Annotated in this window: 17 protein-coding genes; 11 read left to right on the top strand and 6 right to left on the bottom strand. The window is 65.8% G+C overall.

What is annotated here, in order from left to right; genetic code table 11:
- The first annotated feature begins 1 nt into the window (after position 1).
- Positions 2–436, top strand: coding sequence for an SRPBCC family protein (locus Q9R31_RS03365; protein ID WP_311261308.1), 435 nt, complete (start codon positions 2–4; stop codon positions 434–436).
- Here Q9R31_RS03365 and Q9R31_RS03370 read toward each other — a convergent pair.
- Positions 411–1,877, bottom strand: coding sequence for an FAD-dependent monooxygenase (locus tag Q9R31_RS03370; RefSeq protein ID WP_311261309.1), 1,467 nt, complete (start codon positions 1,875–1,877; stop codon positions 411–413). The two genes, Q9R31_RS03365 and Q9R31_RS03370, sit on opposite strands and share 26 nt — an antisense overlap.
- Before the next feature lie 198 nt (positions 1,878–2,075).
- Here Q9R31_RS03370 and Q9R31_RS03375 point away from each other — a divergent pair, with 198 nt between their 5' ends.
- Positions 2,076–2,411, top strand: a complete 336-nt coding sequence (locus Q9R31_RS03375; RefSeq protein ID WP_311261310.1) for a YciI family protein — start codon at positions 2,076–2,078, stop codon at positions 2,409–2,411.
- The gene (locus tag Q9R31_RS03380) at positions 2,411–3,658 is read left to right on the top strand and encodes a DUF6596 domain-containing protein (RefSeq protein WP_311261311.1); all 1,248 of its coding nucleotides are present in this window, start codon (positions 2,411–2,413) and stop codon (positions 3,656–3,658) included. Before Q9R31_RS03375 ends, Q9R31_RS03380 begins: the two co-directional genes overlap by 1 nt.
- A gap of 202 nt (positions 3,659–3,860) precedes the next feature.
- Here the strand turns inward: Q9R31_RS03380 and Q9R31_RS03385 are convergent, their stop codons facing one another.
- The 5 genes from Q9R31_RS03385 to pdhA form a co-directional block, all read right to left on the bottom strand.
- On the bottom strand, positions 3,861–4,637 hold the full coding sequence (locus tag Q9R31_RS03385; protein ID WP_311261312.1) for a glycoside hydrolase family 16 protein: 777 nt from the start codon (positions 4,635–4,637) through the stop codon (positions 3,861–3,863).
- Between the two features lie 961 nt (positions 4,638–5,598).
- A complete protein-coding gene (locus Q9R31_RS03390) occupies positions 5,599–5,745 on the bottom strand; it encodes a lmo0937 family membrane protein (RefSeq protein ID WP_311261313.1) in 147 nt (48 codons plus the stop codon).
- A 161-nt stretch (positions 5,746–5,906) separates the two neighbouring features.
- Positions 5,907–7,352 (bottom strand): dihydrolipoamide acetyltransferase family protein, encoded by a 1,446-nt coding sequence (locus tag Q9R31_RS03395; protein ID WP_311261314.1) that lies wholly within the window; start codon positions 7,350–7,352, stop codon positions 5,907–5,909.
- A gap of 2 nt (positions 7,353–7,354) precedes the next feature.
- The gene (locus Q9R31_RS03400; protein WP_311261315.1) at positions 7,355–8,476 is read right to left on the bottom strand and encodes an alpha-ketoacid dehydrogenase subunit beta; all 1,122 of its coding nucleotides are present in this window, start codon (positions 8,474–8,476) and stop codon (positions 7,355–7,357) included.
- Positions 8,473–9,696, bottom strand: a complete 1,224-nt coding sequence (gene pdhA, locus Q9R31_RS03405; RefSeq protein ID WP_311261316.1) for a pyruvate dehydrogenase (acetyl-transferring) E1 component subunit alpha — start codon at positions 9,694–9,696, stop codon at positions 8,473–8,475. Before pdhA ends, Q9R31_RS03400 begins: the two co-directional genes overlap by 4 nt.
- Before the next feature lie 275 nt (positions 9,697–9,971).
- On the opposite strand from pdhA, the gene Q9R31_RS03410 reads away from it, so the two are divergent.
- From Q9R31_RS03410 to Q9R31_RS03445, 8 genes are all read left to right on the top strand, one after another.
- Positions 9,972–10,586 carry a metalloregulator ArsR/SmtB family transcription factor gene (locus Q9R31_RS03410; protein ID WP_311261317.1) on the top strand — a complete coding sequence of 205 codons (615 nt, stop codon included), beginning with the start codon at positions 9,972–9,974 and terminating at the stop codon, positions 10,584–10,586.
- Positions 10,587–10,895: 309 nt separating this feature from the next.
- On the top strand, positions 10,896–11,231 hold the full coding sequence (locus Q9R31_RS03415) for a hypothetical protein (protein ID WP_311261318.1): 336 nt from the start codon (positions 10,896–10,898) through the stop codon (positions 11,229–11,231).
- 164 nt (positions 11,232–11,395) lie between these two features.
- Positions 11,396–11,860 carry an Lrp/AsnC family transcriptional regulator gene (locus Q9R31_RS03420; protein WP_311261319.1) on the top strand — a complete coding sequence of 155 codons (465 nt, stop codon included), beginning with the start codon at positions 11,396–11,398 and terminating at the stop codon, positions 11,858–11,860.
- A gap of 510 nt (positions 11,861–12,370) precedes the next feature.
- Positions 12,371–12,961, top strand: a complete 591-nt coding sequence (locus tag Q9R31_RS03425; RefSeq protein ID WP_311261320.1) for a hypothetical protein — start codon at positions 12,371–12,373, stop codon at positions 12,959–12,961.
- Between the two features lie 129 nt (positions 12,962–13,090).
- Positions 13,091–13,825: a YcnI family protein gene (locus Q9R31_RS03430; protein ID WP_311261321.1), complete on the top strand. Its 735-nt coding sequence runs from the start codon at positions 13,091–13,093 to the stop codon at positions 13,823–13,825.
- Positions 13,826–13,830: 5 nt separating this feature from the next.
- Positions 13,831–14,394 (top strand): copper resistance protein CopC, encoded by a 564-nt coding sequence (locus Q9R31_RS03435; RefSeq protein ID WP_311261322.1) that lies wholly within the window; start codon positions 13,831–13,833, stop codon positions 14,392–14,394.
- A 298-nt stretch (positions 14,395–14,692) separates the two neighbouring features.
- Entirely contained in the window at positions 14,693–15,145 is a 453-nt protein-coding gene (locus tag Q9R31_RS03440; protein ID WP_311261323.1) for a hypothetical protein, read from the top strand.
- A gap of 77 nt (positions 15,146–15,222) precedes the next feature.
- Entirely contained in the window at positions 15,223–16,362 is a 1,140-nt protein-coding gene (locus tag Q9R31_RS03445; protein WP_311261324.1) for a hypothetical protein, read from the top strand.
- Position 16,363 lies beyond the last annotated feature (1 nt).

Consider the following 16,363-nt stretch of genomic DNA (forward strand, 5'->3'; position numbering starts at 1 on the left):
CATGCCCCACGCTGAAAACGAGACCACTGTCAACAGGTCACCGGAGGACGTCTACGCTTTCCTGGCGGACGGGCTCAACAACCCCAAGTGGCGGACGGGCGTTCAGGAGATTGCCCTCAAAAGCGGATCCCCCGGCTCAGTTGGTGCTGTGTACAGCCAAACCCTTCGGGGGCCGGGCGGGCGGCCAATTGCCGGGGACTACGAAATCACCAAGGCAGAACCATCGACGAACCTGGGATTCCAGGTTATGGCAGGACCTGCGCGGCCGGCCGGCGAATACCGGCTGGCACCCGCACCCACCGGGACAACTGTCCGGTTCGTCCTGGACCTGCAGCCCCATGGCCTGATGCGGATCATGGCGCCCATGATTACGCGGACAATGCGCTCTGAGGTCAACCAGCTGGCCAGCCTCAAGGCTGTTCTCGAGTCGGGTTAGCCTTTCCGCACCAGTTGTCGAGGGCCTCGGCAAGCCCGTCCCCTGAGCCGTCCCCCACCCAGGCCACGTAACCATCGGGCCGGACCAGGACTGCCGTGGGTGCTGGCACCGCACCCAGCACGGGAAGCTGCCATTCGCCGTCGTACGTGGCCCGAACGTGCCGGAGCCTGCTGCTGGAAAGGCGGGCACCCAGCCCGTGCCCGCCGAAGTCCAGCAGCACGGGCCGTGCCTCGTGCAGCAGCTCGAAGACCCGCACGGGACCCTCGGTGGTGGTGATGTCCAGGTCCGGCACCCGGCGCCCCAGGAGCGGGTGGCCGGGACCCAGGTCGTAGGCAACATCGAGCCCGGTGACCAGTGCGGCGATGGGAACACCCGCCCCGTCCACTCGGAGCACCTCGCCGAGCAGGTCGCGCAGGGCCTCCTGCCGCGGGTCGGCCTTCTGGAAGAGGGACTGCGCCATGGTGTACTTCAGCGCCCGCTCCCCCGCCGCGTGGCGCTCCGCGTGGTAGCTGTCCAGCAGTTCCGCGCCGGAACTGCCCCGCACCACCTGCCCCAGCTTCCAGCCAAGGTTGACGGCGTCCTGCACGCCCAGCCCGATCCCGAGCCCGCCGGTGGGTGAATGGACGTGTGCCGCGTCGCCGGCCAGCAGCACCCGGCCCTTCCGGTAGGACTCGGCCTGTCGGGTGGCGTCGGTGAACCGCGAGAGCCAGGTGGGGCTGTGCACGCCGAAGTCGGTGCCGAACACATCGTTCAGCGCCTGCCGCAGGTCGTCCAGGGTGGGCTCGGTGGCGGGCCCAAGCGCGGCCTCGGTGACCACCACGCGGACCGTACCGTCGCCCATCGGGTACAGCCCGTGGATGCCGCGGGCGTCCACCTTCCCCTGCTGTTCGGGCTCACCCGCCACCTTCACCTCGGCGATTAGGCTGCTCCGGGTCGCGTCCGGGCCCATCATCGCGATGCCGGCCGAACGCCGCACGGTACTGCGCCCACCGTCGGCGCCCACCACATACTGGGCGCGCAGGGATCCGCCGGCGGCGAGCTGAACGTCCACGCCGCCGTCGTCCTCCGCCACGCCGGTGACGTCCACTCCGCGCCGGACCTGCACGCCCAGCTCCTCCACCCACTGGAGCAGCAGCCGCTCGATGTGGTTCTGGAACAGCGCCAGCGTGTACGGATGGCGCGTCGGGAGCCCACCCAGGTCCAGCGGGGTGTTGCCGAATGTGGCAGCGGTCATTGTCTTGCCCTCGGCAAGGAACCTGTCCACGATGCCGCGCTGGTCCAGCAGTTCAAGGGTGCGCGCATGGATGCCGCCCCCGCGTGAGCCCGCGAGCTCCTGCGACTCCCGCCGTTCCAGGAGAACCACGTCCACGCCCGCCAGCCGCAGCTCGCCTGCCAGCATCAACCCCGTGGGCCCGCTCCCCACAATCGCCACGTCATACATGCCGTCCCCCTCCATACCGAAACAGTCGACCGCCAGTATGCGGCACCCCGGGGGCCTTGCGGCAAGGCCCCCACTGCGGGGTACTTTGGAAATGGAAGGGAATCACCCCTCGCAGCTGTCGATTTTCGCTTCCGGTGCGCGTCGTATGGGTAGGGGCTTCACCGAAGAGCCCTCGACCAACAGCGAAGGGAGCACGACATGTCCAAGTATCTGATCCTGATCTTCCAGGACGAGGCAGTGGCGCGGCAGGCCGAAGGCGAATCCATCAGCGCCAGCTACCAGGAGTTCATGCAGCGGCGCGGGAGCAACCTGATCAACGGCGCCGCCCTGCAGCCATCCTCGACAGTGACATCCATCCGGCGCGATGGGTCCGGCGGGTTCCTGGTCTCGGATGGTCCGTTCGCGGAGTCCAAGGAGACCCTCGGCGGCTACTACCTGGTGGAGGCAGCCGACCTGGATGAAGCCCTTGAGATCGCCAAGGAGGTTCCCGCCGGGGTCGGAGTAGAGGTCTGGCCCGTCCGGGTGGTCAGCTGATGCCGCAGGCCGCCAGCTCCGAAGTCGCCGCGGCGGTGGCAGACGCCCACCGCCGCGAATGGGCGTTCGTGCTGGCGGCCACGGTACGTACTGCCGGTGACATTGATGCCGCCGAAGAGGCGGTGCAGGACGCCTATGCCAGCGCTTTGTCCACATGGGGAGCGAACGGAATCCCCAGGAATCCGGGGGCATGGCTCACGGTGACGGCACGACGGCGGGCGCTGGACATGCGCCGCCGCGCCGCCACGGCACAGCGGGCCCTGCCCAAGCTGCTGGAGCCGGAAGAATACGGCGTCGACGCGCCGGACGCCGGGGATATTCCGGACGACCGGCTCCGGCTGATTTTCACCTGCTGCCACCCCGCCCTGGCGCTTGAGGCCCAGGTTGCCCTGACGCTGAGGCTGCTGTGCGGGTTGTCCACCGCCGACGTTGCGCGTGCATTCCTCGTCCCGGAAGCCACCATGGCGGCACGCATCACGCGGGCGAAAAAGAAGATCACCGCCGCGCACATCCCCTACCGGGTGCCGCCGGCGTCCGAGCTGCACGAACGCGTGGACGGCGTGCTGTCGGTCGTGTACCTGGTGTACACCACCGGGCACACCGCACCGTCGGGATCCGGCCTGATGCGGCGGGATCTTGCCGAACGCGGCCTGGAGTTGGCAAGGACGCTGCGGGCTCTGCTCCCCACGGATCCCGATGTTGCCGGGCTGCTGGCCCTGATCCTGCTCACGGACGCGCGCAGGGATGCCCGGCTGGATGAGCACCAGGAGCAGGTCCTGCTGGAGGACCAGGACCGGTCGCGATGGGACCGGAGTGCCATCGCGGAAGGGGTGGGGCTGCTGCGGGAGGCCCTGGTTTCGCGGCCACCGGGCCGGTTCGCCCTGATGGCCGCGATTGCCGCCGTGCACGATGAAAGCGGGACCTGGTCCGGCACCGACTGGCAGGAGATCCTGGTCCTGTACGACCTGCTCATCGAAAGGTGGCCGTCCCCGGTGGTCCAGTTGAACAGGGCCATCGCGCTGGGCTTCGCCGTGGGCTATGCGGAGGGCCTGGCAGAACTGGATGCGCTGGGTGCCGAACCGCAGCTGGCACGGTACCCCTACCTTGCCGCGGCCCGGGGCGGTTTCCTTGCCCGGCTCGGCCGCCACGAGGAGGCGCGCTTGGCGTTCCAGGAAGCCCTGATCCTCACCGATAACGATGCCGAACGGCACTCCCTCCGGGCCCGCATGGGTGAGCTGGCCAACTGAACCGTGCCATCTAAGCCGTGGCGGGCAAAGGGAAGGCCCCTCCTAGGAGGGGCCTTCAACGTAGTGGTCAATTGTCTGTAGGTAACGGTCAGCGGTGATGCACTCCCCCTTCCCGGACGCCCCCGGCGCCCATCCGGACTATGACCCCACCCACTTTAATAACGGGCGGCCAGTGCGTAAAGACCCCCTGCGAAAAACTTGGCTAGGACTTTGTCCAGATGGCTACCCAGTCAACCAGGACATGGCCGCTGGTTTCCGGCAACGGACACTTTGGCGAGCAGGACTCGGTCTGCAGGATGTAGTGCATTGGCTTGAACGGTGTGAACCTCTGGGACACGCCGATCGACCTTCCATCAAGGAAAAACTCGATGCCGTCCGCACGCCACTCGGTGGTGGCCGTGTGCCAGTCCCCGAAGGGTACGTTGGGACGCAGGACCTCATTGTCGTGGATGCCGTTCTCGACGCCATGCACCGCGGCGTAGATGACCTTTGACAGATCGCCCTCGGGAAAATCGATCTCCCCGTCCTCGGGCCACTGCTTGCTGTCAGGCCACAGCAGCCATGCCAGCTTGAAACCCGGCAGGACGTCCGCCTTGAAGCGCACCGAGTAGCGCCCGTACACCTGGCTGTTGTAGGGCCGCTGGCTGGCTCCATCAAATTTGGGTGATGGAGCCGCACCCATTGCCACACCGTTTTCCGAGTGCAGGAACATGTCCAGGAAGCCGTCATGGACGCTCAGGACGTTCGATGGGTAATAACCGGATGTTCGTTGGCCCTTGGGTTGCTGCTGGGCAGCTGTATCCGGCGTGCCGTCAGCATAGTTCTGACTCCATCGGGTGCCGTAGACGGGGCCCGGAAATCCGCCAAGGCCTACGTCCCCCTCGCTGAAGTCCTCGGCAAAGACCTGCCGCCAACCGGGCAGGTCGCCCACCGGCATGGCTTCCGAGGCGGCAGAGGGGTCTGAGGCCCGGGAAGGCACGGAGGCAGGTAAGGGCTCTGACGCTGGCGAAGGTTCCTCTGTGGGCGGCTCTGCTGATTCGGAGATTGGAGAAGGCTCGTCGGTGGCTGGCTGGGTGGAAGCGGAGGCGGAGGGCGTGCCCTGGGGTTCGGTGGCCACTGGCGGTTCTGTGGCCACTGGCGGCGCTGAGCCTGGAGCGCCCCTGAGGTCGCCGCATGCGACAGCCGATAAGAGCGTCATCACCAAGACGAGGACCGCGCAAGTCCATGCACGGCGCTGATTCCTCTTCAAGAGCTTCGCTCCTTCCCCAAGGCATTGCGCGGGAGCCTGGTCCCACTGTTCGACTCAGCCTACGTAGAAGCCGGCAGAGGGTCACGAGTAGTGGGTACTCATATTTCCGTTCAGGGCCTGGAGGGGGGCTACGCGTTGGGTAGTTACGGGGTGGAGGGCTGTCAGCCCGGGGTGGTTACCTCGCGCCAGTAGGACGTTGCTCCCGCTGCGTTTGCTGATAAGTGGCCACCCCTGGAAAAGAACCATGGCCAGGATTCGACGGCGGGCGGAGGGATGCGGACAATGTCGAGTTCGAAGATATCGACAAGACACCTGCTTCCCGTCAATGTATCCAGAATCCAAAACAGCCCGTAATCGGGGGCGGTATCCGTCACGGGGCCCCGATGAACCAAAGTGTCCTCGTAAAAGGCTTCGATCGCGTCACCCGAGGCGAGTTCCCGGCAAGATCCGACAATACGTCGGTCACAACTTTTCACGACTGGTCCTTTCCTATTGGCTAGCAGATCCCCCTGTCTCATATGTTTCCTGTGCAAGCTGGCTCCCGGGTGTCTTCAAGGTGATTTTTCCCTGACATTTGAGGGTCGGCCCCCTCTCCGGGGCCACTCTTGCGGTGGGCCATTGAACTGTGACTTGCCTGCTCAAAGGCCCGGTCCTGGCTCACCAGAACCGGGCCTTTGGAGTGCAGTTACTCTCAGACGCGGCGCCTGCCCTGAAGGAAATGGAAGATCAGGACCACCACGGCCACGACCAAAAGTATGTGGATCAGCCCCCCGCCAATATTGGTAAGCAGGCCCAGAAGCCAAAGAACCGCGATGATAATCGCTATCCAAAGCAACATCAGAATCTCCTTCGTTTCGTTTCCAGATGGCACATGTTAAAACCCCTGCCAGGGGTGGCCCCTGGAAAGGCCCACAAAGGTCGCACGTGGTAGCTATCACAATATTCCGAATTTGAATTCCGGGAAATGGCACCACGAATTCGGCCGTCAGATAGCGGCGATCAAATGTCCGCCAGGAGCGACGTTGGGTTTTCGATGGCGTCAGCCACGAAGCGGAGGAAGCCGGCCGCTGTGCCTCCGTCGCAGACGCGGTGGTCGAACGTGAGCGTGAGCTCGGTGACCTTGCGGACCGCCAGCTCGCCGTTGACCACCCACGGCTTGTCGATGATCCGGCCGACGCCGAGGATGGCCACCTCCGGGTGGTTGATGATCGCCGCGGATCCGTCCACGCCGAACACCCCGTAGTTGTTGAGGGTGAAAGTTCCGCTGCCCAGTTCCGTGGGGGTCGCCTTGCCTTGGCGTGCGACGTCGGTGAGACGCCGAATCTCCGCGTCCAGTTCCCGGGCGGTCAGCTTCTCCGCGGCCCGGACCGAGGGGACCACCAGGCCGCGGTCGGTCTGGGCGGCGATGCCGAGGTTTATCCCGTCGAACGACACGATCTCCTGCGCCCCGTCCTCCCCCGTTTCGATCCGGGTGTTCAGTTCCGGGTACTTCTTCAGCCCCGCCGTGACGAAGCGGGCGATGAAAGCCAGCAGGCCGGGAACCTCGGTACCGTTGGCCTTGAATCCCCCGCGCAGCTCCAGCAGGGCGGTGGCATCCACATCCACCCACACGGTTGCTTCGGGAATTTCGGAGCGGCTGCGCACCATGTTGGCGGCCACGGCCTTGCGGACTCCACGGACCGGGGTGCGGGCGGCAATGGCAAGCCCGGTGCGGGCATCCACACCGTTGGCTGGCCGGGCTTCCCGGAGTGCCGCGGTCGCGGGCGTTTCGAGAGGCTTGGTTTCCGCCGGTTTGGCTTCGGGGGCTTCCGCAGGGGCTGTCCGCAGCGCCGCCTCTACATCGCGGCGCATGATGAGTCCGCTGTCACCGGATCCGGAGATGTCGCCCAGGTCGACGCCGTGCTCCCGGGCCATGCGCCGGACCAGCGGCGAGATCACGGCCCCGAGTTTGCCGGGGACGCGGGTGCGCAGGAGCGTGAGGTCGTCCTCGGTAGTTTGGGCAGGCTCAACCACCGCAGTTCCAGCCTTGGGCGCGCGTGTACGCCGGGCAACGCCATGTCCACCGGGAGTGCCGTAGCCGATCAGCACGTTGCCGGACCCGGCCTTTTCCTCTTCCCGGTAGGTCTCCGCTGCCGCCTCAGCAGCAGGAGGAGCGGATGATGCCGCCGCGGGGGCGGCATCATCCGCGGCGATACCCGTAGAGAGGGGCGTCACCGAGATCAGCGGTTTCCCCACGTCCAGGGTCTCGCCCGGCTGCCCGTGCAGCTCGGTGACGATCCCGGCATACGGGGACGGCACCTCCACCGCGGACTTCGCGGTTTCCACCTCGGCGATGGGCTGGTCAACAGCGATCTCGTCGCCCACGGCCACGTGCCAGGACACGAGCTCGGCTTCGGTCAGGCCTTCGCCCAGGTCGGGCAACAAAAACACGCGTGGTTCGCTCATGGTCAGTTCTCCCACTGAAGGTCGTCAACGGCGTCGAGGATGCGGTCCACGCCGGGCAGGTAGTACTTCTCGAGTTTGGGTGCCGGGTAGGGGACGTCGAATCCGGTGACACGGCGGATGGGGGCGGCCAGGTAGTGGAAGCAGCGTTCCTGGACCCGGGCCACGATCTCGGAGGACACGGACGCGAAGCCGTGTGCCTCTGCGATCACTACCGCCCGGCCGGTCTTGCGGACCGACTCACACACCGTGGCGTCGTCGAACGGGACAATGGTGCGCACGTCGATGACCTCCAGCGAACGTCCCTCCAGCGCGGCGGCTTCGGCGGCGGCGAGCGCGGTGGGGACGGACGGGCCGTAGGCGATCAGCGTGGCGTCTGTGCCGGGACGGGCGACGGCGGCACGGCCTTCGGTGGTGCGTCCCGCCGTCGTACCTTCCCCAGGAAGTTCATGAAGGCGGCGCAGCTCGCCCAGGTCCACCTGGTCCTTGGTCCAGTACATCTTCTTCGGTTCCATGAAGACGACGGGATCGTCCGAGTCGATGGCCTCGCGGAGCATCCGGTAGCCGTCCGCCACAGTGGCCGGGGTGTAGACCTTCAGGCCGGCGGTGTGGGCGTAGTAGGACTCGGAGGAGTCGCAGTGGTGCTCCACTCCCCCGATGCCGCCGCCGTACGGGATGCGGATGACCATGGGGAGCTTGACCGCCCCGCGCGTCCGGTTGTGCATCTTGGCCACGTGGCTGACGATCTGTTCGAAGGCGGGGTAGGCGAACGCGTCGAACTGCATCTCGATCACCGGGCGCATCCCGTTGATGGCCATGCCCACGGCCATGCCGACGATGCCGGATTCGGCCAGCGGGGTGTCGAAGCAGCGCTGCTCGCCGAAGGTGGCGGTCAGGCCGTCGGTGATGCGGAAGACCCCGCCCAGCATGCCCACGTCCTCGCCGAAGACCAGGACGGAGGAGTCGGCGTGCATGGCATCGGCCAGGGCGGTGTTGAGGGCCTTGGCCATGGTGACGGGCTGGGGGCCGGCGGCTTCGGCGGACGCGGCGGCCGAGGCTGCGGCCCGGGCGGTTGCAGCAGAAACGTTGCCGTTGGCCTCGGACGATGTGGTGATGGTGGGGCTCACTTGCCGGCCTCCTGTGATGTTGTTGCTGCGTCACGGGCGATTTCGTCGGCGAGCATGGCGGACTGTTCCTTCAGCTGCGGCGTGGGTGTGGCGAAGACGTGGCGGAAGAGTTCCTGCGGGTCCACGGGCACGTCCTCGCTGAGGCCTTCGCGCAGCTGGGATGCCACCGCTTCTGCGTGCGAAGCAATCCGGGCCTCCGTGGAGTCGTCGAGGAGCCCGCGCTCCGTCAGGTAGGTGCGCATCCGGTTCACCGGGTCCTTGGCCCGCCACTCCGCAACTTCAGCGCTCTCCCGGTAGCGGGTGTCGTCGTCGGCGTTGGTGTGGGCCTGCATGCGGTAGGTGTTGGCCTCGACCAGCAGCGGGCCTGAACCCTCACGGGCGAGTTTCACGGCGCGGTCCAGGACGGCGAGGAGCGCCACAACGTCGTTGCCGTCCACGCGTTCGCCGGCCATGCCGTAGCCCACGGCCTTGTGCGCGAGCGACGGTGCCACGGACTGGTGTGCCAGCGGCACCGAGATGGCGTACTTGTTGTTCTGGACAAAGAAGATGACGGGCAGGTGGAAGACGGCGGCGAAGTTCAGGGCTTCGTGGAAGTCGCCTTCGCTGGTGGCGCCGTCGCCGCACATGGCCAGCACCACGGTGTCCTCGCCGCGGAGCTTGGCGGCGTGCGCCACCCCCACGGCGTGCAGGAGCTGGGTGGTCAAGGGGGTGCACTGGATGCCCACCTTGTACTTGAGGGGGTCGTAGCCGCCGTGCCAGTCGCCGCGGAAAATGGTCATCACCTCCACGGGGTCAACGCCGCGGGTCATCACGGCCACGGCGTCCCGGTAGGTGGGGAACATCCAGTCGCTCCCGGAGAGGCAGAGAGCGGCTGCCACCTGGCAGGCTTCCTGGCCATGGCTGGAGGGGTAGACGGCCATGCGGCCCTGCCGGACCAGGGCGGAGTTCTGGTCGTTGACGCGGCGGCCGACGACGAGGCGTTCGTACGCTGCCAGCAGTTCGTCATCGCCGGGCACGGGGTATTCGTGGCCGGGCTGGGTGCCCTGCTCACTTTCCGGGATGAGCCGGCCGTCCGGGTCCACCATCTGTATTTGGTGCCGGGCGGGGAGCATGTAGTCCTCCACCGTGATGCCGAACTTCTTCACAGCTTCAGTCAGCGCATCTTCTGCTGCTTCCGGGCTGGTGCTGTGCGGCGCGGTGTGGTCTGCGGAGATCGTCATTGGTCCGTCCTTCGGTAGCCACTATTCGTTCCCAGTATTGTCCTGGAGCAGGTTTCGTATCCAGCGCCTGCGGGAACCGTGGAGAAGCTGCTTCCAAAAGGCGGTTCCGGGAGACGATTTGTAAGTGTGATGTGGATTACGGGCAGGGGTTGTGGACAAAATGCCGGGCACTGAAGCCGGAACTGATATCAAACTTGCGATTTTTTCGGAATAGCGCGGACAGGAAAGCTGCGGCACCGGATAATGGGATGCGTAGCCGAAGGGAGCGCAGGCGCATGAACAGCTACGACGTTGATGTTGAAAGCCGCCAGGCACGGGTGCATGAGCCCACTGACGGTGGCTTGGCCGGAGTGTCGATGGCGGCTGAGGCGGAACTGTTCAAGGCTGTCGCCCACCCAGTCCGCGCCACCATCCTGGAGCTTCTCTCCCGCGGCGAGATGTCCATCCCGCAGGTCTGCGAGCGCACGGGCGTGAAACCCACGCATCTATCCCGGCACCTGGCCCAAATGCGCGCGCAACAACTGATTGATTGCGCCCGCTCTGACGGCCGCCTGGTATACCGGCTGGCGAACCCGGAGGCCGCCGAGCTGCTCGCCGCTGCCCGGTCCCTCCTTCACGCCCGGACAACGGCAGCCCTTAACTCCCTTGGCCCCATCCCGGAAGAGGAACCCTTCACGGCAGCCTGGGGCGGGCGGATCTCGGCACCGGAAACAGCACTGGTGTCGCGTTCGGTGATCGCGGATGCGTGCCAGGCGATAGCTGAGCGGACCGGCTGCACCACCGAGGCAGCGGCTGGACGGCTCATCATGACAGCGCGGACCTGCCACATGACCCTGCTGGAGGCCGCCCTTGACGAGCTCCGCAACGGGGAGGACGGCCGCGACGCCTGACGCGGCCGTGCGGCGGGACCGGCGGGGCTCGCCAGGCTGCTTCATGACAACCCGCAAGGATGACGAGTCTTAGTCCGTTGGTTTGAAGAATTTCGTTGACCTCTGCCCGCCTTAGGCGCACACTCTGAGTCAGGGAATTGACGAAAATGTATTTTTATCAAAACCCTGCTTTCCCGCTTGCTACAGGGGAAAGGCTCCGCAACAGGTGACAGGGTTCTGCCCCATTGGGGGTTACTGCTGCGGGGATGGACGCGGAGGGGACAGCGTGGTTCCCTCCGCCTCTCCATCGATTTACGCGGTCAGGCATTCATGCAGAAGTTGAACATCTGGACACGCAGGGTCCGGGACATCCGGGCCACGCGTCAATTCCTGAACAGCGATGACGAGGGTGGGGCGTTAGCTATGGAGATCGAGAAGTTGTGGGACCAACTGGACCCGGAAACACGGCAATGGTTGGTTGATAATCCTGGCTGCAAAATCCTTCCCCGAACGGTGGCGGCAGCGATCATGAAGAGCACCGGAACGCAGGTGGAACAGGACCGGCACGGCGAAACTGTCCTCTCCCCCAGCGACTGCGACTTCATCCGGGAAGCAGCAGAGCGCGCCGACGCATCCCGCGGCGCATCTTCCACCCCGCGCCGCTGACCTCCCGAAAAACCGACCTTCGGTACCCCATTATTCGCTGGCGGGCCCGCCGTCAACCGGTTTTGTATCCGGTACCTGCCTCCACCGGAGGAATGCGCTCAAATCTGCCTACTATGAGAGACGATTTGTAAGCGTGGTCTGGGTAACCGGCGGGAGTGGGCACAATGGCGGGCAAGGATGCCGGCAGCGATCAGGTGGCGCTGGACGAGATTGACCGGCGCATTATCCGGGAGCTGACCCGGGACGGCCGGATGTCCGTGACCCAGGTGGCGGAGAACGTGCATATCTCCCGCGCGCACGCGTACAGCCGGATAGCGCGGCTGACGGGCGACGGGGTGCTGACCCGGTTCACGGCGCTGGTGGATCCCATCAAAGCGGGGTTGAAGTCCTCCGCGTACGTGACGCTGAAGCTGAAGCAGGACTCCTGGCGCGAGCTGCGCGACCAGTTGGGCGCCATCCCGGAGGTGCACCACATCGCCCTGGTGGGCGGCGACTTCGATGTGATTCTGCTGGTCCGCGCTGTGGACAACATCGACCTGCGCCGCGTCATTTTCGACCAACTGCAGAACATGCCGGGCGTGCTGGACACCCAGACGTTCCTGGTTTTTGAGGACGTGGATACGCGGTAGGCAGAATGTGGTTCTGCAGGCCCGAACGCGGCAACCACCCGAAGGACGCGCCTCCTCCTGCCACGCACCTTAATTCGCCCCGCCGAAATTGAGGTGACCTTGATGTCTTCTTGACCGAATCCGGGCAGGTCCTTGAGGCATTCCCTCCAGAGTGATGCGTGAAGGACAGGAGCGCAGCATTGATGCACCTGGGGACTGGGCCCAGTGAACCCGCGCCTGCATCGGATAAAACCGATGGTCTCAGTTGCCTGGCGGCGCTAAGCAATGGCGCCGCCAGGCAACCCAAATCCACACTCCACAGGTCAGAGTGCTCAGGCAAGCTGGCTGCAGGTGGCATTTCGGTCCGGGCACTGGCCGAAGGAGCCTAAAGAACAGACGGAAAGCCGCGCACAGGGATTGAGGGCGACGCGGCACGTGCGCTCAGGACCTCGGCGGACGAGATTACCTGCCGCGGCCATGTTGTCCCTAAACTGATGGGTGGCAACATCGGATGGAAGGGCGGCGAGTGGCATGAGTGCTCCGTTCCGCTTCCCCCGCGCTATCGCCTTCACCGCAGCCATGTTTGTCCTGGCCGCAGGAGCCCACGTGCTGGGCGGCGGTTCCCTGCCGCATCCGGCAATCGCGGCCGGAATCCTGGCTTTGGTGCTGGCGCCTGTCATGATGCTCTCCAAAACCAAAATCACTGCGCCCGTGATGATCGGGCTCCTGGGTTGCAGCCAGCTGGTCCTCCACTGGGCCTTCGGTGCCCTCTCGGTCGCGGCAACGTTCAGTCCCGCTGCCGGCGCCCATGTCCATGAGGCATCGCCAGTATCACCCGCGGCCGTGGCCATGATGCCGGAGCATGCAGCGGTGCCCGGGGCCCTGATGCTGGCCCTGCACGCCTCGGCAACCCTTGCCACCGCCTTGGTCCTTGCCCGGGGCGAAGCAGCCGTGTGGGCGCTGGCCGGGTGGCTGCGTCCGCTGGTGCGGATCCTGGCTGCCGTTGCCATTCCGGAGTGGCCGCTCGTTCCCGCGCCGCCCGCCGTCGTCCTTCCTTTCCGGTGGCGGAACCTGCGGCTGCCTGCCCTGCGCGGGCCGCCAGCCTTCCAGGCCGCACCCTAAGCGGCCGCCGACCCTCCGCGCCGTCCCCACCTGCCTCCAGGCAGGTACACCCCGGGGCGACCGCGTTGTCCCCTTTTTCTGCGCCGCCGCATCCGCGGCCCCTTTGGCGCACCCTTTGGAAGGCTTGCTTTGAAAACCTCACTCCGCCGTACCCTCAAGACCCTGACCGCCGCTGCTGCCGCCGCGGGAATGATCGCCGCGGGCGCCACCGCTGCATCCGCCCACGTCAGTGTGGACCCGGACGACACCGGCGCCAACGGCTACTCGCACCTGACGTTCAACGTCCCGAACGAATCCCCCACGGCCAAGACCAGCAAGCTCGAAGTCACGCTGCCTACCGACACTCCATTCACCTCTGTCTCCGTCAAGCCCGTGGAGGGTTGGAGTGCCCAGGTCATCACCGGCGACCTGCCCAAGCCCGTCACGGTGTCCGGCGCCACGGTCACCAAGGCGCCCACGTCAGTGGTGTGGACCGCAGACGAAGCCCACCAACTGGGCCAGAACCAATACCAGTCGTTCTCGCTGTCCGTGGGCAGGCTTCCTGCCGAGGGGACCACGGTCACCCTTAAGGCGGCCCAGACCTACACGGACGGCAACGTGGTGAACTGGGACGAAGAGAGCGCCGAGGGGCAGCCGGAGCCCAAGCATCCGGCCCCGTCCTTTGTGACCACGGCCAACGACGACGCTGCCGCCGCCACAGCGTCTGCGGCACCGGGCGCAGCAGCTGCTTCGGAGACGTCCCAGGTCTCCGGTGATTCCACGTCCGTGTGGGGCGTCGTCCTGGGTGCAGCAGGCTTCGTGCTCGGTGCAGTGGCCCTGGGGCTGGTCCTCGCCGGGCGCCGCACCCGCACCGCCGGCAAGTAGCCCCCATGAACAACCTGCCTTCCCCCAACCGGCCGGCCTGGCTGGCACGGCTGCTGCTGCCGTTGGCCACCGCCGCCTTCCTGTTGGCTCTTTCAGCACCGGCACAGGCGCACGACGCCCTCGAATCCAGCAACCCCGCCAACGGGTCCACGGTCAGCGCCGTTCCCGCCACGATTGAGCTGACGTTCGACCACACCCCGATCGCCATCAATTCGATCATCCGCGTGGAAGACGCCACCGGGACAGACCAGGCGGAAGGGCCGGTGCAGATCGTCGACAACCAGGTCAGCCAGGCGGTCAAACCGGGCGCACCCCAAGGAAAGTACACAGTGGTGTGGCGCGTGGTCTCCTCCGACGGCCATCCCATCGAGGGGACGTTCGGCTTCACCGCCGGCGGCCCCAATACCGAGGCTGCACCAGCGCCCACGGCCGCCGCAACGAGCACCGGCTCCGGGCTCCCGGGGCAGCTGATTGTAGTGGGGGTGGTCGCCGCCGTCCTGGTCGTCGGGCTGGTGGCGGCAGGGAAACTTATCAGGCGCAGGCTGCGGAACCCGGAGGGCGAGGGCTGAGCATGACCTTGCCATGCAAATTCGAAGGCTAGCCAGGTCCAACCTGATTGCAGCGCGTCCGGCGAAACGCCGGGCGCGCTGCTTTGTTTCTGGCGATTTGGATACTCACGATCGGCGAGTAATTGTGGGCGAATCCAAGTAGCGGAAATCTCGGGTGCCTGGAAAGTCGGGTACCGGTACGTGTTGTTGCGCCTCTATCCATCCCGCGACTATTGGGTCATCGATCCACCGAAAGGCACCTGGATGGGGCCGCTCATGGGGGAACGGGTTCTCAATCACACTTACAAGGAGTCTTTCCATGCGCCAGATGACCAAGAAGAACAAGATCGCCGCTGTTGCCGCTTCCGCCGCTCTCGTGGCCGTCGGTGGCGGTGCCGCCTACGCCTACTGGAGCACCACGGGTTCGGGCGGCGGAACGGCTACTGCCTCCTCGGGGACCACTACGTCCACGATCCAGATCTCCGCAGCCTTTGCGGACGGCCTCACCCCTGGTGCCTCCGAGGACATCACTTACACGGGATATAACCCCAACTCCTCAAGCACTACGGTGACCTTGGACAGCGCCGTTGTTACGGCAAGCGGTACCTGTGACGCGTCGTGGTTCGCGGCCTCCGTCCCAAGCACGACCACGACAATTGCTGCGGGTGCTACAGCAGGGCTGGGCAAGGGCACGCTGTCCTTCGCCGACACTGCGACCAAGCAGGACGCCTGCAAGGGTGCCACCATCACCGTGACCGTAACCAGCCACTAGTCAAACGAGCGGGCCGGGGGCGGTGGGAATCCGCCCCCGGCTTGCCGTCATTTGCACCAACTGGGAAGGGGCACGGGGTGCACAACGAGGACAGGAAACCGCGGCATCGCTTGCGGAAAGCCATAAAGGCGGCCCTGATCGCGCTTGCCGTGATGCTGGCCAGCGCGGGGGCGCTATCCGCCGCGTCTCAAAGCGCGAAGCCGGGCGTCACCGTGCAGGTCTCCCCTGCCAGCCAGTCCCTGCAGCAAGGCCAGTCGGCCAGCTACACCGTGACCCTTACCTCAACCAGTGGCTTTAGCGGGGTGGTCAACTTGACCACCGCGGGACTGCCGGCCGGAGCAGCAGGTGCCTTCACGCCGTCGTCCGTCAAGCTCACCTCCGGAAGCACCGCAACCGCAACGTTGAACGTCAGCACGGCTGCCACCACACCCGCGGGCACCAGCTCCCTGACCATCACGGGCACCAGCGGCAAGGTTTCCGGCAGCGTCACCGCCGGCCTTACCGTCAACTACAAGATCTCCTCGGCAATTACAGTTGCCGCCACCCCGGACTCCCTTTCGGTCCCGCCCGGCGCCACAGCGGTCTACACCCTTCAGCTCACCCGGAACAACTTCTCCGGCCCGGTCTCCTTCAGTGTCCTGGGCGGGCTTCCTTCCGGCGGTACCGCATCGTTCTCGCCTAATCCGGTGACCGGCAGCTCCACCACACTGCAGGTAGCCACCACGGCCGCTTCACCAAACGGAAGCTACAACCTGTATCTGGTAGGCACGGGCAAGGATTCCAGCGGGAAGTCGCAGTACGCGTATGCGAATGTGCAGCTTGTGCTGGACTCCACCATCAAGCAGTTCGCGCTCTCGGGCAGCATCCCCGGAAGCCTGTCCCCCGGCACGTCGGCCGGACTGGACCTGCAGATCAACAACCCCAACAACAAGCCGTTGTCATTGACGAACATTTCAGTGGCGGTGGCAGGGGTTAGCCGCAGCGCGGACGCCGTGGCCAAGAACCTCGCCTGCACACCGACCGACTTCTCGGTCACCCAGTACAGCGGCCCTTACCCGGTCTCCGTACCCGCCGGTACGAACAAGTCGCTCAAGGATCTCGGCGTCAGCTCCAGCGCGCTGCCGCAAGTTGCCATGCTGGACACCTCCGCGAACCAGGACGGCTGCAAAGGCGCGACCCTCCAGCTCACGTACTCAGGATCAGGACAGGGGAACTGAG

This window comes from Pseudarthrobacter sp. BRE9, assembly GCF_031844305.1.
In the GTDB taxonomy this organism is placed as follows: Bacteria; Actinomycetota; Actinomycetes; order Actinomycetales; family Micrococcaceae; genus Arthrobacter.